Source organism: Synechococcus sp. W60.1 (assembly GCF_047461575.1).
Taxonomy (GTDB): Bacteria; Cyanobacteriota; Cyanobacteriia; order Thermostichales; family Thermostichaceae; genus Thermostichus.
Genome location: NZ_JANSHL010000004.1, coordinates 19,905 through 43,989, shown reverse-complemented (window position 1 = coordinate 43,989; position 24,085 = coordinate 19,905). Strand labels below are relative to the sequence as shown.

Below are 24,085 nucleotides of genomic sequence, written 5' to 3'. Positions count from 1 at the left end.
ACCCCTCTCAGGGGTTGGCAACTCCAGGAGCGGCCCAATCCTCCATCCCGGTTTTGGTGGTGGGGGCCTTGGGCAAAATGGGGCGAGAGGTGGTGCGAGCCGTTGCCCAGACGCCCGACATGAGGTTGGTGGGGGCGGTGGCCCGCTCTCAACTGGGCTCGGATATTGGCGAGGTGCTGGGCCTGGGATCCCTGGGGGTGGAGATTACCGACGACCTGCCGGGGCAGTTGCTGAGGTTGTCGCAGCGCAGCAGCCGCGGCGTAATGGTGGACTTTACCCATCCTCGGTCGGCCTTTGAACATGTTCGCTCGGCCATTGCCTTTGGCGTACGCCCGGTGGTGGGGACGACGGGCCTGACGCCGGAGCAGGTGGAGCGGCTGCGGGATCTGGCGGATAAGTCCGGTGTGGGCTGTTTGATCGCGCCCAATTTTGCCATCGGCATGATTTTGCTGCAGCAGATGGCCCTGCAGGCGGCGCAGTATTTTGACCACGTTGAGATCATCGAGCTGCACCACAACCGCAAAGCGGATGCCCCCAGCGGCACGGCTCTACAGACGGCCCAACGGCTGGGACAATTGGGCAAAACCTTTAACCCGCCCGTTCGCGACAGCGGGACGGAGTCCTCAGTGGAAGAAAAAGAGCTGATCCCCGGTGCGCGGGGAGGGCTCTCTGGCCCCAACATTCCCATTCACAGCGTTCGTCTGCCGGGGTTGATCGCCCATCAGGAGGTCATTTTTGGTGGGATGGGGCAAACCCTCACGTTGAGACACGACACCACGGATCGGATAGCTTTTATGCCGGGAGTGATCCTGGGGATCCGCAAGGTGCTGCAGCTTCAAGGTTTGGTCTACGGGCTGGAGCAGGTCTTGAGCTAGTGGGTCAGGGGAGGGATCCCGGCCTCATCCAGAATGCGGGGGATGAGGTGCTCGGCTTTGACGGCCATCAGATGCACCCCGTGGCAGATTTGGCGGGCCTGCCGCACCTGTTCGGCGGCAATGCGGATCCCTTCTTCGAGGGGGTGGGCGGCGTTGGCCAGCCGCTGGATAATCCCGTCTGGGATCTTCACTCCTGGCAGGTTGCGGTTGATAAACTCGGCATTTTTGGCCGATTTGAGCAAAAAGATGCCGGCCAAAATGGGCTTGCCGGCGGGACGGCCCAACTTATCCATGAAGCGCTCCAGCTGCTCGAAGTCGGTGACCATCTGGCTTTGGAAAAATTGGGCCCCGTTTTCCAGCTTGCGGTGGAAGCGCCGCTCCAGGCCGGAAAAGCTGCCCGATTGGGGTTCCACCGCTGCCCCTGCCAACAGATGCGTGCCCCCATCCGGGAGAGGTTTGCCATTGCAATCGAGGCCGTTGTTCAGCCGTTGGATAAGCTGCAGCAAGCGCACCGACTCCAGATCGAATACGGGGCGGGCATCGGGGCAATCGCCGATGTGGATGGGATCCCCGGTGAGGGCCAACACATTGCGCAGGCCAAGGGCTGAGGCCCCCAACAGATCCCCTTGGAGGGCCAGGCGGTTGCGATCCCGACAGGCCAACTGCAGGATCGGTTCAACACCCGCCTGATGCAACAGCAGCGAAGCTGCCAACGGGCTCATGCGGGCTATGGCTCGGTTGGAGTCCGTGATGTTGATGGCATGCACCCGCCCCTTGAGCTGCTGGGCCAAAGACAGCAGGGTGCTGGTGTCGGATCCCTTGGGGGGGGTGATCTCGGCGGTGAGCAGAAATTCCCCCCGCTGGATGGCCTGGGCGAAGCGGGACAGGGGAGGTGATGAGGGGGTCAGGGCCACAATTCCTGAAGGAAAGGTAAAACGGCTGGCTTATTATCGACTTTTCCGGGAGGTTTTTCCAGACAGGGCGCCCTTTCTCAGAGCTTGGGCGAGGGAAGGGGGCTGGGCGGGAGTTGCACCCGCATTTCCCCCAGCCATATCTTGGGATCCCCCTGTTGCAGATGCTGCCGCCAATCCTGTGCTGCTGCAGGAGGGATCCCGTCCCCGCTCAAGGCCCAGCTCCAGCCGATCACCTGAGGCCAGCGTTGGGCCTCTAGGGCTGCCAGCAGAGGTTGAGAGGCTTCCGAGCCCAGGGCTGGCCCGCGGATCACCACAGGCACTTCCGGGTTGAGGGCCTCAAGGCGACGATACACCGATGCAAAAGCGGCGGGATCCCCCGTTACCTGTAGGCTCAGCCAGTCCATCTCAGGGAACCGAGCCCAGGTGGACACGGCCTTGGCATCTTCTCCGTCCAGCTCCACCACCCAGAGCAAATTGGCCGGGGACTCCGTCCCGCTAACGCGAACAGAGCGCAGGGTTTGCATCAGGTGTTGGTAAGCCCGTTGTTGCAGCGAGGACTCCGTCCCACCAAAGGGCTCCCCACCGCTACCGCGAGCGCGTTCGGGATCCCCGTCGCCAACAACGACGGCCAGGATGATGGGGGTGGCAAAGCGCTGGATCCCGCGGGCCCAAGAGCGCAAGGTCTCATCGTGATCCCCATTGGCCAAGGCGGAAAGTTGGGCCGGATCCAGCCGCAGGCGCAGGTAGGGGACTGAGCCGCTTTCCCGCAGGCGACTGGCCAACTGCTGCGGAAAGTCCTGGCGGGGATCCCAGAGGTGATCCACGGCTGCCCAGGCGGGGGGTTGACCGATGGCCTGGCGATAGGCGAGGAGTTGATCCCAAGTGGGAATGCCCGGCCAAGCGACCCCGTGATACAGCCGACCCGGAGGTGGCGGCAGCGGCCTACCCCGTAGAAAGGGGGCGGAATCGGGTGGGATTGGCGAGGTGAGAACAACCTCCAGCCGCAGCGGCGGCAAGACCTCACCGGCAGGGGGATGCGGCAGGGAGAAAGGGAGGATCCAACTGCGCTCCTGGAACTGGCCTCGGATGATCTGCTGAGGGTGAAAGTCCTGGGGAGGTGGCAGCGGTTCCAGCGGGTCTTCCCCCCAGAAAGCCCGTTGGATTACCAAGCGCACCCCTGCGCCGGGGTGGATCAGAGGCGTGGTGGTATCCAGGTGAAAGCTACCCCTGAGGCGGGTGGACGTCTCGTTGGGCTCAACCCGGAAGGAGAAGGTGAGCTGGTCAGATCGGTAGGTGCCTGGAGCGGGGGAAGCAGTGGGGGGCGGGGATCCCGGCAGGCTTTCGCAGTCGGTGCAGGGAAAAATGGCCTGCGGATGGAGAGAGACAGAAGCCTCGCGGGCAGATTGCAATTGCTGGGGGCTGATGACAAAGCTGGCCCAAAGGTGTTTCAGACGGGGCTCCCGACCGGGCGAGATATCGGAGAAGGTTCGGCCCTCAGGAGTGGCCGTGCGGGTGCCGGCAGCCGTGCCGTCCAGAGGCACCGTGGAAACTGGGTCGCCAGCACAGCCCCCCAAAAAAACGACCGACAAGATCAGGGGCAGCGCCCAGCAGATTAAGGGTTTGAGTTTGCAGTTGGATGGCTGCCTCTGGGAGCCCTGGATCATGGCTTCACCTCAATACACCACTCCCACGCCACCGCTTTTGGCCCGCAGAGGGTTTTCCCGCTCACCGCTAGAGGGATCTTCCCCCAAAGGCCGGCTCCCCAGGTCTGATCCCGATCACACCCTTGGCCGCAGCGGAGCCGGCACTGTCCGGACCAAATGCAAGCCATGAAACGCCGGCCTACCCCTGTGGCACTGCCGCCGCTTCCGGGTAGATGACCAACATCCCCTCGTAGAGGATTTGGCCGGGCTGCACCTCCAGGCGGTCAATGCGCACGCCCGGATCCAACTGAATGGGGAAATCGGCCAGGCCGGGGATGGGGATCTCTTGGCCTTCGCTCACCCAAAGGGGATTGACCAGCCGCAACCGGTTGGGACCTTGGGCTTCTAGGCCGGTCAGCACCGTCACCGGCGCTTCCACCCCTTCGGGAGTGGTTAAGTTGGCCTGGATGCGCAGCCGACCCTGTTCCAGCGTGACCTGAGGCTGGCGGATGAGAAAGGGCACCACTTGGCCCCCAACGGGCAACTGCACCTGGGCCTGAGCCAGTTGGGCTTGGATGAGGGGAGCCTGGAGGGTGCGGTTCAGGTCTTCCTCGGTAAGGCGCAAGCTCACCTGCACCGGCACAGGGGCCAATAGCCGCAGTGGGCTCCGTCCTTGGATGACTTCGCCCACATTGAGGCGAATATCCTGGCCCTGCAGCCGCAGATGGCTGACCTGAAAGCCTTGATAGCTGAGGTTGTCTCCCGACACCTGGGCCTGAGGGATCTGCCCATTCAAAATCTGGGCGTCAGAGCCGACAATTTGCACTTGCAGGTTATCGACCCTCTGCACCTCAGAACGGATCCAAGCGGCCACCAAGGGGCTGAGAAGGGATCCGGCAATCTGGGCAAATCCGGGGGGCCAAGGCCAAAACATGGTGGGTAGGCTGAGCAGCAGAGCAAACCCCAGCCGCTGCCCTGCTTGCGAAAGCCGTTGGCGGCGACAGGTTGCCGATTGGGTTTGGAGAGGAGACGGATCTGGAGCAGGCCGATGGCAAGACGTGAGCAGCACTGGATACCTCAGGAGCAACGACAAGTGATGGTTTCCACCCGAACTACAACCAGACTAGGGCAGGACTTCTCCGCCGAACAGAGGGATCCCCCGCACACTTGGAGAGGCTATCCATCCGTCAACTGCCACCAAAGATACCCCAGCCGCAGGTAGTGAAGCCGTAGCCAGGGCAAAGGGAAAGAGCGGGGCGGCTGGCGAAACAGAGCGCTCATCTGGGAAGGGATCCCGGCAATCTCCTGGGCCAGCATTTTGCCCGCCCACACTGCTGTGGCCACACCGCTGCCGTGATAGGCCAAGCCGTACCACAGGCTGGGATCCGCCGGCGAAGGGCCAATATGGGGGTGAAACTGCCGAGAAAGGCAGACCAGTCCATTCCAGGCATACTCGATCTCCACCCCTTCCCAAGCAGGGAAAAGACGATAGAGCTGTCGAGTCATCCAAGTGCGCAACTGCCGTCGCTCCGTCGGGGTATCGCGGGTGCCGCCCCGCCCCCCAAACAGCAAACGCCCATCCGGCAGCAGACGGTAATAGAACAGCAGCCGCCGCATGTCGTAGAGCGGCGTCGGATCCCACCACCCCTGCGCTTTCTGCTCCTGAGGCGTCAGAGGTCGGGTGACCAGGATGTTGGACAGTGCCGGCAGCAGGGATCCCGCCAGTTGGGGATACAGGGCCTCTGGGGTGTAGCCGTTGGTGGCGATGACCAAGTGTCGAGCGCGCACCGTTCCTCCCGGCGTGTGACAGATGTGTTGGGATCCCACCTTTTCCCAGGCCGTGACCGGACTGCCGCTGTACAGCTTCGCCCCCCACCGGTGGGCCGCTTGGGCCAGTCCTTGGGTGAGCTTGAGGGGGTTGAGGCCAAACCCCACCCCGATGTGCAAAGCGCCGTGGTTCTCTTGGCTGTTGAAGCCGCGTTCCCGCAGCTCTTTGGGGTTGAGGAGCTGGGCCGGGTAGCCCGCCACCTGAGTACAGATCTGGTACTCGGCCTCTAACTCCGACCATGCCTGTGGACGATGGGCCACTGCATAGCAGCCCTGTCCCTGAGCCTCTAGGGAGAAGCCCTCGCTGGCCGCCAGCTCCTGAACGGTTTCCACTGCCTGCCATTGATCCCGGTAGTAGCGCTCTGTCTCTGCCAGGCCCACCCGCCGCACCATCTGGGTGTGGGTGAGGTGGCTCGACCCCACCCCGCAAAAGCCACCGTTGCGTCCCGAGGCCCCCCAACCCAGGGATCCCGCCTCCAGCAGACAAGCATGGATGCCATGGTCGCGGGCCAGGTGCAGAGCCGTCGATAGCCCCGTCAATCCTCCCCCCACAATGACCACCTCCGCGCCCACCTGCGCTTGCAAAGGTGCCGGATGCCGCCAACCGGGATCTGCTATCGTGCTGTCCCAGTAGCTGCCGACCGGGCAGGCAGGATCGTAGGTGCTGGCAGGATAAAGGCCCTTTCTCATACGAGCAATGGGAAGAACATCTTGCTGGGCAACGCCGAAGTGCTCGGTACCGCTGAGGCGACCGGTCGCAGGACAAGTGCTGAAGGGGATCCCCTCACTCCTGGGCAACGCTGTCGCAACCGGCAGCAGCGGCCTCCATATCGGCAGGGGTATTGCAGTCCAGGAAGATCTCAGGAGTGTAGAGCTCCACCTCCTGTACCCGCCTGCCCAGATCCTGCAACAACCGGCGCAGGCCCAGGGTTTCTTCTCGGAGATCCAACAGCTTTTCCCGCAAGCGCCTGTCGATCAGGGTAGGGTGCCCCCGTCGCCCTCGATGCACCGGCACAGTAACCCAAGCGCGATGGCGCAGATGGTACTCCAGCAAGCTGTGGTAGATCCACGCCGGGCGGGGCTGATCCACCGCCGAAATGGCCAGCACCTGAAAATCGGCAGGGATCCCTTCCACCCCTACCCGAATGGAGTGGGTCTTGCCCAGCTCAGGAGCCGGATTGACCAGCACCTCTGCCCCTGCCAAGTGGGGTTGGGCTGCCGCCAAATGCTGGGATCCCAGCACCACCCAGGGTTGAAACCCCGCCTGTCGCCACTGAAAAATCTGGTAAGAGAGCAGGGTTTGCCCGTCTTTCCAGGGCAGAAAGGCTTTCGGCTCTCCCATCCGCGTGGAAAACCCAGCCGCCAAGATCAGCGCATGCAGCTTCGGCTCATTTGCCAAGGAGCTTCACCAGCAGAATGCCAAACAAATATAGAAACGTCACAGCCCCGGCCAAAAGGCTCTGGGTGAGGGGATCCGTCGAGGGGGTGAGAATGGCCCCCGCCACCACCGCGCCCAGAACCACGTAGCGCCAGCCCTTGAACATCTGCTCGGCAGTCACCAGACCCAATCCTCCCAGCAGCGCCTGCAAAATCGGCACCTGAAAGGCCAGGCCGGTGCTGAACAGCAGCAGCAGCACAAACTCAAAGTAGCGGTCGATGGACCAAGCCTGATCCACCACCCCTTCGCCGTAGCGGATGAAAAAGTTAAGCGCCGCCGGAATGAGGAGATAGTAGGCAAAGACCAAGCCGGCCACAAACAGAAGGCTCGATCCCAGCACCACCGGCCCCAGCAGCTTGCGCTCCTTCACGCTCAGCCCCGGCAAGACGAAGCGGGCAATTTGGTAGAGCAAAAAGGGTGTGGCCAGCAATAGCCCCGAGTAGGCCGCCACCTTCACAGAAACGAAAAAATACTCCCCCGGCGCCAGTTGCAAAAAGGTAACCCCCTGCGCGGGCACCTCCAGCAGGGCGACAATGCGATTCACCACGGCAAAGCAGGCGATGATGCAGATCGCCACCGCGATCACGCTGGCCAACAGGCGGCTGCGCAGCTCTTCCAAGTGCTCCATCAAGGTCATTTCGACCTCGTAGGGAAACTCCGGATCCCGCACCCGACTAGGCTCAGGGGCCGCCGCGGCTTGCTCCGGGGATTCGGTCTCAGAGGCAAGGGTCATGGGCCAAGGTGTAACGAGACGTTCCCCGCTATCTTAGCGCTGCCCCCTCTCCAGGGAAAAGCACTTGCCCAACACTCCTCGCCATTGGGCGGTGGCCCAAGCCCGTTAAGGGGATCCCGGGGCCTGAGCAGATGAAACTGGGAAGGGGAGCAGTTGCAGTTTTTAGCGCTTGCCCAAGCCCAGCGCCTTTTCCACCTGCTGGGCGGCGTAAGCCATGGCAAAGCAGCAGATAAAGTAGATCAGGCCGATAAAAAACAGCACTTCCCGCTGGGTGCCCAGCCAGTTGGGGTTGGTGAACACCACGCGCCCCGCCTGCAGCAGGTCGATGAGGCCGACAATGAACACCAGCGACGTGTCTTTGAAGAGAGTGAGGAACTCGTTCACCAGCGCCGGAACGGCTGCCCGCAGTGCCTGGGGCAAAATCACCAAAGCGGTCACTTGAAAGGGGTTCAAGCCCAGCGCCCGTGCCGCCTCCAGCTGGCCCAGCGGGATCGACTGCAGGCCGCCCCGCACGTCCTCGGCCACGTACACGGCTGTAAACAAGATGAAGGCCACCTCCGCCCGGATGATCAGGTTGACGCTGATCCCCCCCAGAAAGAAGGGCACCAACAGCCAGGCGGCAAACAGAATGGTGGTCAGAGGCACCCCCCGCACCAGCTCGATCACCAGCGTGCAGAAGATCCGGATTACCGGCAACGCCCAATTGGCCCGGCCCAACGCCAGCAACACCCCAATGGGGAAGCCGACGATCATGGCGGCTGCCGCCAAGATCAAGGTCAGCAGCAGTCCAGACAGTTGCTCGGTTCGCACTGCCGGCCAATTGGGGCCCAGGTTGCCCAGCAGCAGCTGCAGACAGAGGGGCAAGATCAGGGCCCAAACCCAGATGGAAGCCAGCCGCCAGGATTCCCGTCCGCGACTGAGGGCAATAGCGGCAAAAGTCGCTCCAGAGCAAACCGCCAGCCACCCCTGCGACTGGGTTCCCAAAGGCAGGAAAGCGGCCAAGCCCATAGCAGCTCCCAAGAGAATGAGGTAGTGCAGCAGCACACCGCCCCAAGCCCCCCCCGCTACCCCCAAGGTGGCCAGCACAGTTCCCAACACCGCCCACACCCGCCACAGTTGGCTGCTGGGGTAGGTGCCGCTGGCAAAGATTTTCAGGTTGGCCGGGATCACCTCCCAGCGGGCTTGGGTGAACGCCCAGTTCCAGAACAGGGAAATTGCCCAAGCCAATACCAAGGCGGAGACCAAGGTGAGCAAGGTGCTCAACCAGGAGTCAAACAGGTTGCGACGCACCCAAGCCAGCGGACTTTGTTTCTCCGTGGGGGGGAGTACCTTTTCTTCTTCTATAAGCGGAGAGGAGAGACTGCTGGGCATGGGTTAGCGCTCCACCAATTTGACGCGGGCATTGAGCCAGTTCATGCCGTAGGAAACCACCAGGTTAAAGGTCAGGTAGGTGGCCATGAGGATGGCGAACATCTCCACCGAACGTCCCGACTGGTTGATGATGGTGCTGCTGATGTTGAACAGATCGGAGAAGCCAACGGCAATGGCCAAGCTGGAGTTTTTGATCAGGGTGAGATACTGAGTGTTCAAGGAGGGGATCATGATCCGCAGGGCCTGCGGCACAATCACCAAGCGAAAGGTTTGCAGCTCCGACAGGCCGACGGCCCGGGCCGCCTCCCACTGCCCCCGCGGCACCGCCAAAAAGGATCCCCGCACCACTTCGGCAATGTAGCAGCCGGTGTAGGTCACCAAGCCCAGCATCATGGCGGTAAACTCCGCCGAAAGCTGGATCCCACCCCGGAAGTTAAAGCGCTCCAGTACCGGGACATCCAGCCGCACCGGCGGCTCTGGGAAGAGCACCCAGCAGGCCACCGCCAGCAGCGCCACCCCCGCAGCCACCCACAGGTTCCGCTGCCGGGATCCCAGCTCGGGTCGGCAGACTAGGAGCAGCTTGCGGATCCCCCACCCAGCCGCGGTTACAATGGCCAGCGCGGGAACCAGCCAGCCGCTGGGATCCAACCCGGGCAGCTTCACTCCCCGCTGGTTGATAAAGACAAGCCCGCCGATGGAGAGACTGTTGCGCACCCCCGGCAGGGTGAGGATCACCCCCTGGTACCAGAAGATCACGATCAGCAGCACCGGGACATTGCGAAAGATCTCGGTAACAACGGTGGCCAGCTGGCGGGCCAGCCAGTTGCTGGAGAGGCGAGCCATCCCCAGGACAAAGCCCATCGCCGTCGCCAACACAATGCTGACTGCCGACAGCCAGAGGGTGTTCACCGCTCCCACCGCCAGAGCCTTCAGGTAGCTCTCGGAGGGGTCGTAGGGGATCAGCCCCTCGGTGATCCCAAAGTTGGCGGAGTTGCCCAGAAAGCGAAAGCCCAAACTGATGCCCAGGCGGCGCAGGCTGGCGAGGAGGTTCTGAGCAAGGATCCCGAACACCAGCAGCACGGCCACGACAAAGGCCACCTGCAGCAAGAGCTTCAGGATACGCTCATCCCGCCACCAGGGGGGGCGAAGGTGGGGCTGGTCAGACAGTGCAGTCATGGGGCGCAGGCAACAATCCAAAGTATGACAGGAAACAAGGGATCCCTGGCTGGTACTGACCAACCGAGATCCCTGTCCCAGGGGGGGCGATGGCTCCCGGATTTGCGATTAGCGGAAAGGCGGCGCGTACTGGATCCCACCTTTGGTGTAGGGCTGGTTCAAGCCCCGCGGCACGCCCAAGGGGGTCAGGTGGCGGTTGAAGATCTCGCCGTAGTTGCCCACCGCCTTGATGACATTGACCACCCAATCCGGCTTCAGGCCCAGCAGCTCTCCCAGGTTGCCTTCCTGGCCCAAGAAGCGGCGAATGTCGGGATCCTCGGACTTGAGGAACTCGTCCACATTGGCGCTGGTGATCCCCTTTTCTTCTGCATAGAAGAGGGCGTAGACCGTCCAGTTCATAATGACGGAGAAACTCTCATCTCCGTGGGGAACCAGCGGCCCCAAGGGCTCTTTGGAGATCACCTCCGGCAAGATCACGTGGTCGTCGGGAGAAGCCAAGCTGGCCCGGCGGGAGATGAGGGCGCTTTGGTCGCTGGTGATGGCATCGCAACGGCCCTCTTCGTAGGCGTTGAAAGAGGAATCATCGCCGTCGAAGGTTACTGGCGTAAAGGCAATGCCACGGGCGCGGAAGGTATCCGCCAAGTTCAGCTCGGTGGTGGTGCCGGCAATCACACAGATGGTGGCCCCGTTCAGGTCTTCCAGCTTTTCCACCCCCAGCGACTTCCGCACCATAAATCCTTGGCCGTCGTAGTAGGTGGTGGGGCCGAAGGTCACCGCCCACTCGCGATCCCGGGTGAGGGTCCAGGTGGTGTTGCGGCTAATCATATCGACCTCGCCCGACTGAATCGCAGACTGGCGATTGGCCGCCGTCAGGTAGACGTATCGAACCTTGTCCGGATCTCCAAAGAGAGCGGCAGCTACCGCCCGGCAGATGTCGATATCAAAACCCACATACTTGCCTTGGTCATCCAGGTTGCCGAATCCGGGCAGTTGGTTGTTTACCCCACAGATCAACTCGCCCCGAGCCTTGATGCGGTCGGTGAGCGGCCCCAGCTGCGCCCAAGCGGGAAGGGACTGCAGGCCCATAGACAACGCCAGTGCCCCGGCCAAGGGAGCCAATCCGTTCAAATGCTTTATCCAGTTCATAAAATTACCCCATGTCAATCCTCAAGATCTTCGTCGTCAACAGTCGTTCATACACGGCACTTCAACCGAGATACCGTGCCATTGGGTTACACTCCTGCCACACCCCACACCCCATAGAATGGTTTGCCATAGGCGCCTACGATTTTCTCAAAGCCTTACATGTCAGGGCGTATGGAAATGTTGCAGAGGCTACGGTTGTGGCTCGGCCAGTTCTGCCATGGTACCCATGCCTGCTTTGGTGAAACTTAGGGAGTCACCCACCCATGCAAGGATCCCCGCACATAAGGTCTTCACTCTCTCCGCAAAGTGCAGCCAGCGCTGACATTATCCAATGCGAAGATGTTCACAAATGGTACGGCGATTTCCACGTCCTCAAGGGCATTACCACCCGCATCCGCCGCGGAGAGGTGGTGGTGGTCTGTGGGCCTTCAGGTTCGGGCAAGTCCACGTTTATTCGCACGTTGAACCGCTTAGAAGAACACCAGAGAGGGCGCATTGTGGTAGATGGCATTGAGCTAACCAGCGACCTGCGCAACATCGATGCCATTCGCCGCGAGGTGGGCATGGTTTTTCAACAGTTCAACCTGTTTCCCCATCTCACGGTTTTGCAAAATGTAACCCTTGGCCCAATCCACGTGAAAAAGATGAAAAAAAGTGAGGCGATAGAGCGGGCTATGGAACTGCTAAGCCGCGTGGGGATCGCCGAGCAAGCAGAAAAATACCCGGGGCAACTTTCGGGGGGGCAGCAGCAGCGGGTGGCGATTGCCCGCGCCTTGGCCATGAATCCGGCGGTGATGCTCTTCGATGAGCCCACCTCGGCCTTGGATCCAGAGATGATCAAGGAGGTGCTGGACGTGATGCGGGAGTTGGCCCGCTCGGGGATGACCATGGTGTGTGTAACCCACGAGATGGGCTTTGCCCGCGAGGTGGCGGATCGGATTATCTTCTTCGACCGCGGCAAGATCGTGGAGGAAAACACCCCCCAAGAGTTTTTCAGCAATCCGAAAGAAGAGCGCTCCCGCCTGTTTTTATCCCAGATCCTTTCCCACTAGCGAGTCCTTCAGAAGGGGGTGAGGCGTGCCAGAAAAGCCCCCTCCGGCTCTTGATAGACAATCTGCCCCTGCCAGCCGTTGGCGTGGGCACACTGCAGCAGGGTTTCCGGATCTACAAATAGCCAGGGAAAGGGATCCCCCCGCTGGCCGTTGTACTCGGCTACAAAGTTCACTACCTTGGCTTTTGCCTCGCTCCCTTCCTGCCAATCTTCTGAGCCACCTGCTTCGAGGTGGGCAGGAGCGGCCAGCTTGCCAGAGGGATCTTCCAAGTTTTCTAAACGCCCTCCCTCTTCTGCCGGCAGATTCCGCAGATCTGCGAGGTCGCTGGCATCGCTCAAATCGGTGGAATCCAGGAGCAACTGGCCAGTGGGCTGAACCCAGTGGCGAGCCAGGCGCAAAAAACGCTCCAAGCCCGACAGGGATCCCGCCAAGCCGACGCCGTTCATCAGCAGGAGTAGGGTATCGAAGGGCTCTCCTGGCCCCGCCCAGTGGAAAAGATCGGCGGCAATGCGGCAGCGCACCCCCCGCTCTGCCATGATCTGCAACGCCACCGGGGAGCGATCCAAGGCAGCCACGGCCAATCCTTCCTCCTGCAGCAGCAGGCTGTGGCGGCCCGTGCCGGCGCCGATGTCCAGCACCCGACCGCGGCATAGATCCAAAGCCATGGCCTCCACCTCCGGCAGCTCCTGGGTGAAGAACACCTCTGGGGAGACCACCTGGGGCTCTTCCGCCAACGGGATCCCCTCCAGGCCGTAGGCATGCAAGAGCAGGGATCCCTTGGCCTCTCCTCGGTGCCAGTCCCATAGGGCTTGCTCTAAGGGATCCTGAAGTGGGTAATTCTCGACAGCCTTTATCATGGAAGGGGAAAGCTAAACCATTGACCCGATGGCCATCGTCGCCCTTCTTTACGGTGCCGCTATCGTCCTTTTGCTGATTGCAGCAGTGGTTTGGGCAACATCTCGGCAGTTCAATGTGGAGACCGAGACACAGATCGGCACCTCGCCAGAAGAGCCCTCCGAGACCTCATCCGTTCCCATTTCCATTGTGGAGCAGCTAGAGCGCCAATACCGCAACAGCCCTTCCTACCGTCCCGATCCGTGACATACTCCCGCACTCATGCTGATGCATAGTCGGAGATCCTTAGAGATCCTTGGAAAGATGACTTTTGAGGATTCCTGAGGATACAAGCAGTGTCTTTGCTGGCCAAAAGCTAGCGTTTTCTCTCTCTATATATGGTTGCCAAGTCTCCACCACCCATTGTCTACATTGCCTTGGGGCTATTGCTACTCTGGGGCGGTCATCGCGCTTGGCAGGCGGGCTATGTTCGCTGGCCGGAAGGCATTTCTCTACCGCCAGTATCGCTGCCAGGGTTGGGGGGTGGAGCACAAGATCTGCTCCTGACCAGCGGCGAGCGCACCTTGTTTGCCGATAGCAGTCCCGCTGCCGTTGCCGCTGCAGAGCTGTTGCGCCAAGGTAACCTCAGCGCGGCCATCTCGGTGTTGGAGATGGGGCTGCAAAGCAACCGCAACGACCCGGAAGCTCGCATTTTCTTGAACAATGCCCGTGCCCAGCAGCAGGGCAGTCCCTTGAGCCTGGCGGTGGTGGTGCCCATCTCCAGCAACCCCAACCGCGCCAAAGAGACCCTGCGCGGGGTGGCGCAAGCTCAGGAGGAGCTTTTCCAACAGGGGGGAATCGGAGGACGGCTGCTGCGGGTAGTGATTGCCGACGATGGCGATAACCCTGAGCGAGCAGCAGCGGTGGCCAGAGCCCTGGTGGCGCAGCCTGAGATCTTGGGGGTGATTGGCCATAACACCAGCGATGCCACCCTGGCTGCAGCCGAGGTTTATCAGCCTGCCGGCTTGGCCATGATCTCCTCCACCTCCACCAGCACCCGCATCAGCATGCTGGGGGATGCCATTTTTCGCACCGTGCCCTCGGATCAAGTGGCCGGCACGCAACTGGCCCGTTATGCTCTCAACACGTTGCGGTTGCAAAGGGTGGCCATCTTCTACAACCCCAACAGCGCCTACAGCTCCAGCTTGCGCGATGCCTTTGCCTCCACCCTGACCAGCGAAGGGGGCATCGTGCTGGCGGAGTTCGACTTATCGGCGTCGGACTTCAACCCCCAAGCCAGCCTGCAAAGGGCCGTCGGCCAAGGAGCTCAGGTAGCTTTTTTAGCTCCCACGGCTTCCGTAGCCGAAAAAGCGCTGGCCGTAGCCCGCGAGAACGCTGTAGCTGGTAAGCCCCTTGCTCTTCTGGGCGGCGATGTGCTCTTCAGCCTCACCACATTGCAAGAAGGGGGAGCAGCGGTAGAGGGCTTGGTGGTGGCGGTACCCTGGCATCCCCAGGTGCCGCGCAACCGCGAGTTTGCCCAGAAGGCAGCCCAGCTCTGGGGAGGGCAGGTGAGCTGGCGCACCGCTCTGGCCTACGACGCCACCCGGGCTTTTTTGCGAGCCATCCAGCAGGGATCCCCCAGCCGCAGCGCTGTTCTCGCCGCCCTGGGCGACCCGAACTTCCGCTTGCCGGACGGCGCTTCCGGAGAAGTGCGCTTCTTGCCCTCCGGCGACCGCAATGCTCCCCATGTGCTGGTGCGGGTTGAGCCCGGCAACCGCTCCGGTACCGGCTACGATTTTGTGCCTCTCCCCTAGGGATCCCGGCAGACGCTACAGTGGGGGATGCTCTCAATCTCCTCAGAATCGAATGGATCCCATGCCCACTCGGATCACAGCCTGCTTTCAGGCGCTGCGCAGCCGTGGTGAAAAAGCCCTCATCCCCTACCTCACCGCTGGGGATCCCAACTTGGAAACCACCTTTGAGGCTTTGCAGGTTCTGGATCAGAGCGGCGCCGATTTTATCGAGCTGGGGGTACCCTACTCGGATCCCTTGGCGGATGGGCCGGTGATCCAAGCGGCAGCCACCCGCGCCCTCAGCCGGGGAGTCACTTTGGGCGCCATTCTACAAGGCTTGCGCCGCCTCTCTCTGCAGGCCCCCCTGATCCTGTTCACCTACTACAACCCCATCCACCAGCTCGGCATCCCCAACTTTCTGCATCAACTGCAGCAGGCCGGCTGTGCCGGTTTGGTCGTCCCCGATCTGCCTCTGGAAGAGGCGGGATCCCTGCGACAAGCAGCCCAGGCCGAAGGGATCGACCTCATCCTGCTGGTGGCACCTACCAGCCCCCCGGAGCGCATGCGCCGCATTGCCCAGCAGTCCAGTGGCTTTGTCTACTTGGTCAGCACCACCGGCGTTACCGGCGAACGGGCCACCCTGGAAAAGCGGATCCCGGCTTTGCTGCAGCAACTGCGCCAACAAACCCCCCTGCCGATTGGGGTGGGCTTCGGCATCTCCACTCCCGACCAGGCCCGCCAGATCGCTCTCTGGGGAGCAGATGCGGCGATTGTGGGCAGCGCATTTGTGCAACGGCTGGCCAAAGCCCCCACGCCTGAAGAAGGACTGCAACAAATAGCTCACTTTTGTCGAGCCCTCAAAGCGGCCCTGCAAGAGGTGACCACTCCAGAGTGTTAACTTCTGTTCAGGAAGGTGCCCACTCAGACTGCTTCCATCTCAAAACAAATGTTTACATTTTGTGAGCCAGCCCGCAGACCCATTTCCCCCCTGCTGCGCCCCATAGTCCAGGGATCCCAGCCTAGGCAGACATTTTGGGGTTGGTAGGTTTGCAAATCTTCACAAAACACTCATCCATCCCGCGATATAAAATTAGGCTGGATGCTCGGCTGTCTGAAAGTCGCAGAGGTTCTTGACCTATCTAAAAATTTAGGGGTTCGGTGGGGGGTCTGCTGCCACGGAATCCTTGATTTTTGGGGGTCAAAGAGGATCCCGCAAAAAAGCTTGGGATTCGGCTTTTGGGAGGTTCAGCCAGTCGCTCATCGCTTTTTGGAAAGACCAGAAGGAGATCCATCATGCAAGACGCCTTTACCCGGGTGATCGCTCAGGCAGATGCACGCGGTGCCTTTTTAAGTGACCAAGACTTTGACCGTTTGGCGGCTTTGGTGGCAGAGGGCAACAAGCGCCTAGATGCTGTCAACCGCATGACCAGCAATGCCGCCCAAATCGTAACCAATGCAGCTCGCTCTTTGTTTGCTCAAGAGCCAGATCTGATCGCTCCCGGCGGCAATGCCTACACCAACCGCCGCATGGCTGCCTGCCTACGGGACATGGAGATCATCCTGCGCTACATCACCTATGCCACCTTGGCCGGGGATAGCTCTGTGCTGGAAGATCGCTGCCTGAACGGCCTGCGGGAAACCTACATTGCTCTGGGGGTGCCCACCACTTCTGTGGCCAATGCCATTGCTGCTATGAAGAAGGAAGCGCTGGCCAAGATCATGGATCCGAAGGGCATCACTCCTGGGGACTGCTCGGCGCTGCAAAGCGAAGTGGCCAGCTACTTCGATAAGGCGGCTGCCGCCATCGTTTGAGCTTTGGGTCGAAGCCAGCTTGGTCGTTCCTTTCAGAATTGAGATCCGTTAGATCCCTCATTTCTGATAGGCAGGTGGAAATCCAGTCCGCCTTTCCTACAGAACGTCCATTAACAACACAATCGATGAATTTAGGAGCTGCAAGGTGAAAACTGTCATCACTGAAGCGATTGCTGCCGCTGACAATCAAGGGCGTTTTCTGAATGCCAGCGAACTGCAGGCCGTGAATGGTCGTTACCAGCGTGCTGCTGCTTCTCTGGAAGCGGCCCGTGTCCTAACCAACAATCAGCAAACCCTGGTGCGGGAAGCGGTGCAGGAAGTGTTCAAGAGGTTCCCTTACCTGACTCAGCCGGGTGAAATGGGCCACGGCGATGTGTTTCAAGCCAAGTGTGCCCGCGACATCGGCTACTACCTCCGCTTCATCACCTATTCCCTGGTTGCAGGTGGCACCGGCCCCCTCGATGAATACCTGGTGGCCGGACTGCGGGAAGTGAACCGCTCCTTTAACCTCTCTCCCAGCTGGTACATCGTGGCTCTGCAGTACATGAAGAGCCGCGCTCTGGGCATGCTGAGCGGTCAAGCGGCCAACGAAGCTGCCATCTACTTCGATTACGCCATCAACGCCCTCAGCTAGGGAATCCCAGGGCAGAGATCCCTGCTTGTTGGGAGTGGACGATCTCTTTCTTTGTCTTCCAATTGTGTGTCTCTCCAGAGCAGGCGACGGCTCCAAAGAGGTCTATTCCACCTGTTTCCAGGTTGGTTTGGCGCCTTGGCTTCTCTTAAGCCGGTTGGGTTGGTCGCCTGCTCTCCAGTCTGGGGTAGTTAGCCTTTGGATTGTAGGCATTGCCCAACGGCAGCGTGCTGGTTCGCGAGAATAGCCGGTACGGCTTGTTCGCTGGTCAGTTTGCCTGTCTTCCAAACGAAGTCTCATAGATACCTGGGGAAAGCGATGTTTGGTCAAAGCACCACCAGCCCTGAAGCCCTGACAGAAGCCGGCAGCCGGGTTTACCGAGTTGAGTACACCGGTCTGCTCAACCCGCCCGATGCTCTGGCCACCTCTGCCAAAGTTCGCCGCAGCACCCTGAGCACCACCGTTCCCTACAGTCGGTTGTCTGCCGAGATGCAGCGCATTCTACGGATGGGTGGCAAAATTGTGCAGGTCACTGCCTTGTCAGGAGCCAATGCCTCTCCCGCTCAGGGCAACGGCGCTGCTGAGTGAGGGAGGCCCGACGGCCGACTGAAGTTACCGGCAAGGTTGCCCAGGTGTCATGAACAGCTCTGCAACGGTTCGTATGGCATCCAACACGGCGGTGCTGCCGCAGCAGCTCACTTGGGAGCAGGCGATAGCCCGGCTGCAGGGGGATGACTTGCAAGATCGGTACTATGCTGCCTGGTACCTGGGCACAGTTCGGGATCCAAGGGGGGTAGAGCCGCTGCTTTTGGCGTTGCAGGATGAGCGGGATCGCACTGCCTTGGGGGGCTATCCTCTGCGCCGCAATGCCGCTAAGGCCCTGGGGCAAATCGGGGATGCGCGGGCCGTGCCCGGTTTGATCGAGGCGCTCACTTGTACCGACTTTCATGTGCGGGAAGAGGCTGCCTATGCCTTGGCTCAATTGGGGGACAAGCGAGCGGTGGATCCCTTGCTGGCACTGTTGCAGTCCCGCGAGCAGGAGCAGCCCTGGGAAGCCCTTATCGAGGCCTTGGGTCAGCTTCAGGCCACCGAGGCTGAGGCAGCGATCCGGCCCTTTTTGAACCATCCCTCTGAGCGGGTGCGTTCGGCAGCGGCTTGGGTGCTCTATCGCTTTACGCAAGCCGAGGAGCTGACCCAAATCCTGGTGGCGCTACTGGCCCACTCCAACTCCAGCCTACGACAGGCCGCTTTGTTCGACCTGGCCGAATCGGGATGGGTGGCGGGGGCGCCGCTGCTGGCCACAGCCGACGTGGCTCTCAACCTGCGCATCAATGCTCTGAAGCGGCTGTTCGATGTGGCGCTTCAGTTGGGGTGGGTGCCGCTGGCTCAGGTGACGGCGGTGATCCTGCCGCAACTGGAGAAGCTCTTCTAGGATCCTGAGGCGCTCAGTGCCTTTGATCAGCGGTTTCAAGTGTACCTTTGACTATTCGTTGCCTATGTCCTCCGCCTCGGCTGCTCAAGCGTTTCCCATTGCTGTGGCTCAACTGGCAGCAGAATTGGAGCAGGCCACGTCGCCTGAGGAATTGTTGCGGGTGGTGAGGGCGCTGGGCGCTTTGGGCCAAGTGGAAGGGATCCCCATCTTAATTCGCGCCTTTGGGTTTAATCGCCCTGCAGTTGGGGAGGCTGCTCTGGAGGAGGTGCTGCGCTTTGGGGAAGCCGCGGTGCAGCCCTTGCTGAGCCATATTGACGGTTTTGACTATGGGGCGCGGGCCTATTCGGTGCGGGCTCTGGCCCGTATTGGCCATGGGGATGCCTACCCCTTTTTGGCGGAAGCCATTGTGGCGGACTTTGCCCCCAGTGTACGGCGGGCGGCGACCCGCGGGCTGGGACGGGTGGCTGCCAAGCGGCCCTTGCCCGATCAAGAGCGAGCCTTGCACCTGTTGCGGCAATGCCTTGCCGATGCCGATTGGGGAGTCCGCTATGCCGCCGTCGGATCCCTGACGGACTTGGCTCGCCAGGGTGAACAATCTCTGCGCCCCTCAGTCGAGGCTGCGCTCCAGATGGCCCTGGAAGATGCCGATCCTCTGATCCCTCTCCGCGCCCAGATGAGCTGGCAGGAATTGGCTGCTGAGCCTTAGCTTCCCTGCCCTACCGTGTTTTTCTTAAGTTTTTCTCGTTTTTTTAGGAGCACCATCTATGTCCCTTCCGTTGCTTGCCGATCGCCCCACCACCCAAAATGAACGGGTGCCTCGCTACTTTGTAGCCAGCGACGAAACCCCGCCGGTCTACCGTCCTGACGACCCGACAGGAATTGACAACATCATTCGCGCCGCCTATCGCCAGATCTTCAGCGAGCATCTGATGCTGGAGAGTTATCGGCAAAAAGCTCTGGAGTCCCAATTGCGCAACGGGGCAATCTCGGTCAAAGAGTTTGTGCGCGGCCTGGGCAAGTCGGAGGTGTACCGGGATCTGGTCATGGTTCCCAACGACAACTACCGCTTCATCGAGGTCACCTTCCAGCGCTTTTTGGGTCGGCCCACCTACAGCCAACAGGAGCGCATCAAGTACTCCATCATCGTTGCCACCAAGGGGCTAGATGGCTTCATCGATGCCGTGGTGGATAGCGAAGAGTACAATGCCGCCTTTGGGGACGATGTGGTGCCTTACCAACGCCGTCGCCTGTCGGAAAAGCCCGCCAACCTGGTAACCCCCCGCTATGGAGCTCGTTGGCGCGATGTCTCCGGCGTGAAGCGCTCGACGCGGGAAGTGGTGCGCACCTATCGTCTCACCCGTCCTCCCAAACCCGGGGATCCAGAAAACTTCCTCAACATGGCCCGCATGCTCAATCCCAAGCCGGCTGCACGGCAAAACATCAGCGTCTTCGATCTGAAGATCCCTGACATGACCACCAACCGCCGCTAGGACTGGGCAAGCTTCCGGGGACAACCCTTTGCGGGCTCTGCCGGGCCGATCGATCCGAGGCTGTTCGGATGGGTCGGCCTGCCGCTGTGCCTGGGGCAAGATTCGTTATAATCCTGGTGATGCTTCTTAACACTTGGGTCGCATGAAGAATCCGGTTGTGCGGGCTTTTTTTGTCGGCAAGGCTGTGGCGGATGTCCTACGGGAGCGTTTGGAAAGCGCCCTCACCGATATTGCCGGAGAAGTGGGCAAGGTGTGGGCCGAGCTGCAGGAGGGCTGGCAAACCTTTGCCCAGGATGTCATGACCCGAGCTGAGGCAGAAGCATCCGTGGCCGCCCAGGAAAGGGTGCCGCCTCCTTTCCAGACAGAAGATTTGCAGGCAACTCTGGACGACTTGCGGGCGGAAGTGGCGCAGCTGCGCTCCGAGTTGCAGAAGTACCGGAGTCGAAACGCTTGAACGCGAGCCTTTTGGGATCCCGGACTTCTTTGGGATCACAACCCGTCAAGCCCTATACCGCCTACCGCTGGGCCCGGGAGAACTATACTCGCCAGGGCCGCATGCTGGACATTTGGCGATTTGTGCTCACCTGGCTGTTTTACCTTTGGCTGGATCAGCAGGCTTGGAGCTATGGGGGACAACCCACGCCCGAGCGAAAGGCCCAGCGCCGCCGGGCCAGAGCCATTTGGATCCGCGAAACGCTGCTTAACTTAGGCCCTACTTTTATTAAAGTGGGGCAGTTTTTCTCCACCCGCGCCGATCTCTTTCCCTCGGAATATGTCGAGGAGCTCTCCAAGCTGCAGGATCGGGTGCCTGCTTTCAGCTACGAACAGGTGGCGGCAATTGTGCAGCAGGAGCTGGGCAGGCCGATAACCCAAATCTACAGCTACTTTGATCCCACCCCTTTGGCCGCTGCCAGCTTGGGGCAGGTGCATCGCGCCAAGCTGAAAACCGGGGAAGAGGTGGGGGTGAAGGTGCAGCGTCCGGGGCTGACCCGGCTGTTCACCATCGATTTGGAGATCTGCCGTGGGATTGCCGAGTTCTTTCAGTATCGCACCTCTTGGGGCGGGCCGGGCCGCGACTGGATCGGCATCTACGAAGAGTGTCGGCGCACCCTCTGGGAAGAGGTGGATTACCTCAATGAGGGCCGCAATGCCGATACCTTCCGTCGCAACTTTCGGGATATGCCGCAAATTGCTGTTCCCAAAGTGTATTGGCGTTACACCTCTCCTCGCCTGTTGACATTGGAATACCTGCCGGGGATCAAAATCAGCGATTACGAAGCCTTGAGTGCGGCAGGGTTGGATCGCAAGGTTTTGGCTCGTCTGGGGGCAGAGGCTTATCTGCGGCAACTGCTCAAGGATGGTTTTTTTCACGCCGATCCCCACCCCGGCAACATTGCCGTGAAGCCCGATGGCACGCTGATCTTCTACGACTTCGGCATGATGGGCCGCCTGCCCTCCGATGTGAAAGAAAAGCTGATGGGCACGCTGGCAGGTGTAGTCTCCAAAAATGCCGATCAGGTGGTGGCCTCGCTGGTGGAACTGGGGGTGCTGGTGCCCACCGCCGATCTGGCTCCGGTGCGCCGCTCGGTGCAGTACATGCTGGATCACTTTATGGACAAACCCTTTTCCGGCAACTCGGGAGAAATCTCGGTGGCGGCCATTAGCGAAGACCTTTACGAGCTGGCCTACGATCAGCCGTTTCGCTTTCCGGCTACCTTTACTTTTGTGATGCGGGCCCTGACCACGCTGGAGGGATTGGGGAAAGGGTTGGATCCGGAGTTCGACTTTATGGAGGTGGCCAAACCCTTTGCGGAAGAGCTGATGAGTTTAAACGGAAGCAAGACTGAGACCCTCTTGGCCCAGGTTGGCCGTCAAGCGGCTGAGTTCACCAGCAGCAGCCTCAGCTTGCCGCGCCGGATCGAGTCGACCTTGAGCAAGATAGAACAAGGGGAGCTACGCCTGCGGGTGCGATCCAGCGAGACGGAGCGCTTGCTGCGCAAGCTGAACAACACCGGGCTGGGAGTCATTTACGGGGTGTTGTTTGCGGCCTTTTTTTTGAGCGCAACTCAGCTCTTTTTGGCCGGACATGCTACCTTAACGGTTATCACTTTGGTTTTGGCTGCCCTCGCTGCTCTTGCTTTAATCAGAGTACTCTTAAGGTTGAATCGGTCAGAGCGATTGATGTGATGCGACGATATGCCTGCGCTACGGATCCCGGCAAGCTCCGCAGCAGCAATCAAGATGCCTACTACTGCGATCCAGAGGGGCGCTACTTTATTGTTGCCGATGGTATGGGAGGACATGCTGCCGGGGCTACAGCCAGCCTGTTGGCTGTCGAGACCATCCGAGAATATCTGGATCGAGGCTGGAAAAACGTGCCGGCACCCCGGTTGCTCAGCGAAGCCGTAGAAGCAGCCAACAGTGCCATCCTCAAGGATCAGCGGGAAAATCCAGAGCGGGCAGACATGGGCACTACGGTGGTGGTGGCCATGGTGGATCCCAAGGGCAACTGCTGGAGTGCTCACATTGGCGATTCTCGCCTCTATCGCCTACGGGGATCCGAAATGCAGCAAATGACCGAGGATCACACCTTGGTGGCCCGCTCCATTCGACTGGGGGAGTTGACCTACGAGCAGGCCCGGATTCACCCCTGGCGACATATTCTCGAGCGCTGCCTGGGCCGGCCTGATGCGGGGCCGCCTTCTGTGCAGCCGATTACCGTGCGTCCGGGGGATCGCCTGCTGTTGTGTAGCGACGGCCTGACGGAGGAGTTAGACGACGAAGTGATCATCGAGTACTGCCTGCAGGTGGAAGATTTGGAGCAGCTTCCTCTAAAACTCATCGAAGCGGCCAAAGAGCGGGGCGGGCGAGACAACATCACGGTGGTGATTGCCGAATACGCCTAGTTTGCCCCCGGCTAGAGACGGTATTGGCGGTACACTTCGCTGGCAGCCCGGTGCAGCAGGGAGTGGCGATACACGAGGCAGTTGAGGTCTTTGCCGTAGCCGCCGCCGATGACGCAGGCGACAGGATAGCCCTGCTTTAGACAAGTGTTTAGCACTTGCATGTCCCGCCGAAACAGGCCCTGGTCGCTAAGGGCCAGCTTGCCCAGGAGATCTTCCTCGTGGGGATCCACACCGGCATCGTAGAGCACCAGGTCAGGGCGCACCTGAGCCAACAGATCGGGCAAGTGGTCGGCCAAAGTCTGGAGATAGGCTTCATCTTCCATGCCTACTGGCAGGGGCACGTCCAGGTCGCTCTGCTGCTTGGTGGCGGGGAAGTTGGCCTCGCAGTGCATGGAAAAGGTGAACACCCGCGGCTCGGAGCGAAAGATCCAAGCAGTGCCATCTCCTTGATGGACATCCAGATCCACGATCAAGAGCCTTTGCACCAGCCCTTGCTGCAGCAGGACTTGGGCGGCAATGGCCAGGTCGTTGAAGATACAAAAGCCGGAGCCGTAGGCGGGGAAGGCATGGTGGGTGCCGCCGGCGGTGTTGCAGGCCAGGCCGTGGCGCAGGGCCAATTGGGCGGTCAGGATGGTGCCCCCCACCGCTCGACAGGTGCGCTGCACCAGCTCCGGGCTCCAGGGCAGGCCGATGCGCCGCTGCAATTTGGCTTCCAGGGATCCCTCACAGTAGGCCCTGACGTACTCAGGGGTATGTACCGACTCAATCCAGGCGAGAGGGGGCAGCTCAGGGTGGTGCACTTGCTGGGGGCGGATCACCCCTTCCCGCAGCAGCAGCTCTTGCAAGAGGCGAAATTTCGGCATGGGAAAGCGATGGCCCGGCGGCAGGGGGGCACTGTAGTCGGGGTGGTAAACAATTGGCAAAGACATCAAGGGCAACTGGATTGACGGCGGCGAGCATGGCCTATGACGGCTCCAGTGCTTATGGTAGAGGTAGCCCGCTCCTGCCGGAT

Annotated in this window: 25 protein-coding genes; 14 read left to right on the top strand and 11 right to left on the bottom strand. The window is 60.8% G+C overall.

Translation table 11 applies throughout. The features are described 5' to 3' along the window. Positions 1-14: 14 nt before the first annotated feature. The gene (dapB, locus tag NW805_RS05705) at positions 15-875 is read left to right on the top strand and encodes a 4-hydroxy-tetrahydrodipicolinate reductase (RefSeq protein ID WP_414421995.1); all 861 of its coding nucleotides are present in this window, start codon (positions 15-17) and stop codon (positions 873-875) included. Here the strand turns inward: dapB and NW805_RS05700 are convergent. The 9 genes from NW805_RS05700 to NW805_RS05660 form a co-directional block, all read right to left on the bottom strand. After that, positions 872-1,789, bottom strand: a complete 918-nt coding sequence (locus NW805_RS05700; RefSeq protein WP_414421934.1) for a methylenetetrahydrofolate reductase — start codon at positions 1,787-1,789, stop codon at positions 872-874. The two genes, dapB and NW805_RS05700, sit on opposite strands and share 4 nt — an antisense overlap. A gap of 77 nt (positions 1,790-1,866) precedes the next feature. Beyond that, positions 1,867-3,378, bottom strand: a complete 1,512-nt coding sequence (locus NW805_RS05695; protein WP_414421933.1) for a hypothetical protein — start codon at positions 3,376-3,378, stop codon at positions 1,867-1,869. A gap of 253 nt (positions 3,379-3,631) precedes the next feature. Continuing rightward, positions 3,632-4,501: a DUF2993 domain-containing protein gene (locus NW805_RS05690; RefSeq protein WP_414421932.1), complete on the bottom strand. Its 870-nt coding sequence runs from the start codon at positions 4,499-4,501 to the stop codon at positions 3,632-3,634. 107 nt (positions 4,502-4,608) lie between these two features. Further along, positions 4,609-6,057 (bottom strand): NAD(P)/FAD-dependent oxidoreductase, encoded by a 1,449-nt coding sequence (locus NW805_RS05685; RefSeq protein ID WP_414421931.1) that lies wholly within the window; start codon positions 6,055-6,057, stop codon positions 4,609-4,611. Further along, on the bottom strand, positions 6,044-6,625 hold the full coding sequence (locus NW805_RS05680; RefSeq protein ID WP_414421994.1) for a nucleotidyltransferase family protein: 582 nt from the start codon (positions 6,623-6,625) through the stop codon (positions 6,044-6,046). The genes NW805_RS05685 and NW805_RS05680 overlap by 14 nt, the downstream gene beginning before the upstream one ends. Positions 6,626-6,647: 22 nt before the next feature. Next, positions 6,648-7,334: a twin-arginine translocase subunit TatC gene (gene tatC / locus NW805_RS05675; RefSeq protein WP_414381157.1), complete on the bottom strand. Its 687-nt coding sequence runs from the start codon at positions 7,332-7,334 to the stop codon at positions 6,648-6,650. A gap of 258 nt (positions 7,335-7,592) precedes the next feature. Continuing rightward, complete coding sequence (locus NW805_RS05670; protein WP_414421930.1) at positions 7,593-8,801, bottom strand: amino acid ABC transporter permease; 1,209 nt, start codon at positions 8,799-8,801, stop codon at positions 7,593-7,595. A gap of 3 nt (positions 8,802-8,804) precedes the next feature. Further along, a complete protein-coding gene (locus tag NW805_RS05665; RefSeq protein ID WP_414421929.1) occupies positions 8,805-9,977 on the bottom strand; it encodes an amino acid ABC transporter permease in 1,173 nt (390 codons plus the stop codon). Positions 9,978-10,085: 108 nt separating this feature from the next. After that, positions 10,086-11,123, bottom strand: a complete 1,038-nt coding sequence (locus tag NW805_RS05660; protein WP_414421928.1) for an amino acid ABC transporter substrate-binding protein — start codon at positions 11,121-11,123, stop codon at positions 10,086-10,088. A 263-nt stretch (positions 11,124-11,386) separates the two neighbouring features. Here NW805_RS05660 and NW805_RS05655 point away from each other — a divergent pair, with 263 nt between their 5' ends. Continuing rightward, a complete protein-coding gene (locus NW805_RS05655; protein WP_011432567.1) occupies positions 11,387-12,175 on the top strand; it encodes an amino acid ABC transporter ATP-binding protein in 789 nt (262 codons plus the stop codon). 8 nt (positions 12,176-12,183) lie between these two features. Here the strand turns inward: NW805_RS05655 and NW805_RS05650 are convergent, their stop codons facing one another. Further along, complete coding sequence (locus tag NW805_RS05650; RefSeq protein ID WP_011432568.1) at positions 12,184-13,032, bottom strand: class I SAM-dependent methyltransferase; 849 nt, start codon at positions 13,030-13,032, stop codon at positions 12,184-12,186. Between the two features lie 28 nt (positions 13,033-13,060). Between NW805_RS05650 and NW805_RS05645 the strand changes: the two genes are divergently transcribed. The 12 genes from NW805_RS05645 to NW805_RS05590 all read left to right on the top strand — a co-directional run bounded on the left by NW805_RS05645 (position 13,061) and on the right by NW805_RS05590 (position 23,073). After that, a complete protein-coding gene (locus tag NW805_RS05645; RefSeq protein ID WP_414421927.1) occupies positions 13,061-13,276 on the top strand; it encodes a hypothetical protein in 216 nt (71 codons plus the stop codon). A gap of 131 nt (positions 13,277-13,407) precedes the next feature. Further along, entirely contained in the window at positions 13,408-14,823 is a 1,416-nt protein-coding gene (locus NW805_RS05640; protein WP_414421926.1) for an ABC transporter substrate-binding protein, read from the top strand. A 61-nt stretch (positions 14,824-14,884) separates the two neighbouring features. After that, positions 14,885-15,700 (top strand): tryptophan synthase subunit alpha, encoded by an 816-nt coding sequence (trpA, locus tag NW805_RS05635; RefSeq protein ID WP_414421925.1) that lies wholly within the window; start codon positions 14,885-14,887, stop codon positions 15,698-15,700. Between the two features lie 392 nt (positions 15,701-16,092). Then, positions 16,093-16,614, top strand: coding sequence for a phycocyanin subunit beta (locus NW805_RS05630; RefSeq protein ID WP_414343171.1), 522 nt, complete (start codon positions 16,093-16,095; stop codon positions 16,612-16,614). Between the two features lie 145 nt (positions 16,615-16,759). Further along, positions 16,760-17,248, top strand: coding sequence for a phycocyanin subunit alpha (locus NW805_RS05625; RefSeq protein WP_011432574.1), 489 nt, complete (start codon positions 16,760-16,762; stop codon positions 17,246-17,248). A 315-nt stretch (positions 17,249-17,563) separates the two neighbouring features. Then, entirely contained in the window at positions 17,564-17,833 is a 270-nt protein-coding gene (locus tag NW805_RS05620) for a phycobilisome linker polypeptide (RefSeq protein WP_011432575.1), read from the top strand. Between the two features lie 49 nt (positions 17,834-17,882). Next, the gene (locus NW805_RS05615) at positions 17,883-18,677 is read left to right on the top strand and encodes a HEAT repeat domain-containing protein (RefSeq protein WP_071818148.1); all 795 of its coding nucleotides are present in this window, start codon (positions 17,883-17,885) and stop codon (positions 18,675-18,677) included. 64 nt (positions 18,678-18,741) lie between these two features. After that, the gene (locus NW805_RS05610) at positions 18,742-19,383 is read left to right on the top strand and encodes a HEAT repeat domain-containing protein (RefSeq protein ID WP_414421924.1); all 642 of its coding nucleotides are present in this window, start codon (positions 18,742-18,744) and stop codon (positions 19,381-19,383) included. Positions 19,384-19,441: 58 nt separating this feature from the next. Continuing rightward, on the top strand, positions 19,442-20,167 hold the full coding sequence (locus NW805_RS05605) for a phycobilisome rod-core linker polypeptide (protein ID WP_414343146.1): 726 nt from the start codon (positions 19,442-19,444) through the stop codon (positions 20,165-20,167). Between the two features lie 142 nt (positions 20,168-20,309). Beyond that, positions 20,310-20,621 carry a DUF6825 family protein gene (locus tag NW805_RS05600; RefSeq protein ID WP_414329408.1) on the top strand — a complete coding sequence of 104 codons (312 nt, stop codon included), beginning with the start codon at positions 20,310-20,312 and terminating at the stop codon, positions 20,619-20,621. A 29-nt stretch (positions 20,622-20,650) separates the two neighbouring features. Then, positions 20,651-22,354 carry an ABC1 kinase family protein gene (locus NW805_RS05595; protein ID WP_414421923.1) on the top strand — a complete coding sequence of 568 codons (1,704 nt, stop codon included), beginning with the start codon at positions 20,651-20,653 and terminating at the stop codon, positions 22,352-22,354. Further along, entirely contained in the window at positions 22,354-23,073 is a 720-nt protein-coding gene (locus NW805_RS05590; RefSeq protein ID WP_414421922.1) for a PP2C family protein-serine/threonine phosphatase, read from the top strand. Before NW805_RS05595 ends, NW805_RS05590 begins: the two co-directional genes overlap by 1 nt. A gap of 11 nt (positions 23,074-23,084) precedes the next feature. On the opposite strand, the gene NW805_RS05585 is transcribed toward NW805_RS05590, so the two are convergent. Continuing rightward, positions 23,085-24,002, bottom strand: a complete 918-nt coding sequence (locus NW805_RS05585; RefSeq protein WP_414421921.1) for a histone deacetylase — start codon at positions 24,000-24,002, stop codon at positions 23,085-23,087. Between the last annotated feature and the right edge of the window lie 83 nt (positions 24,003-24,085).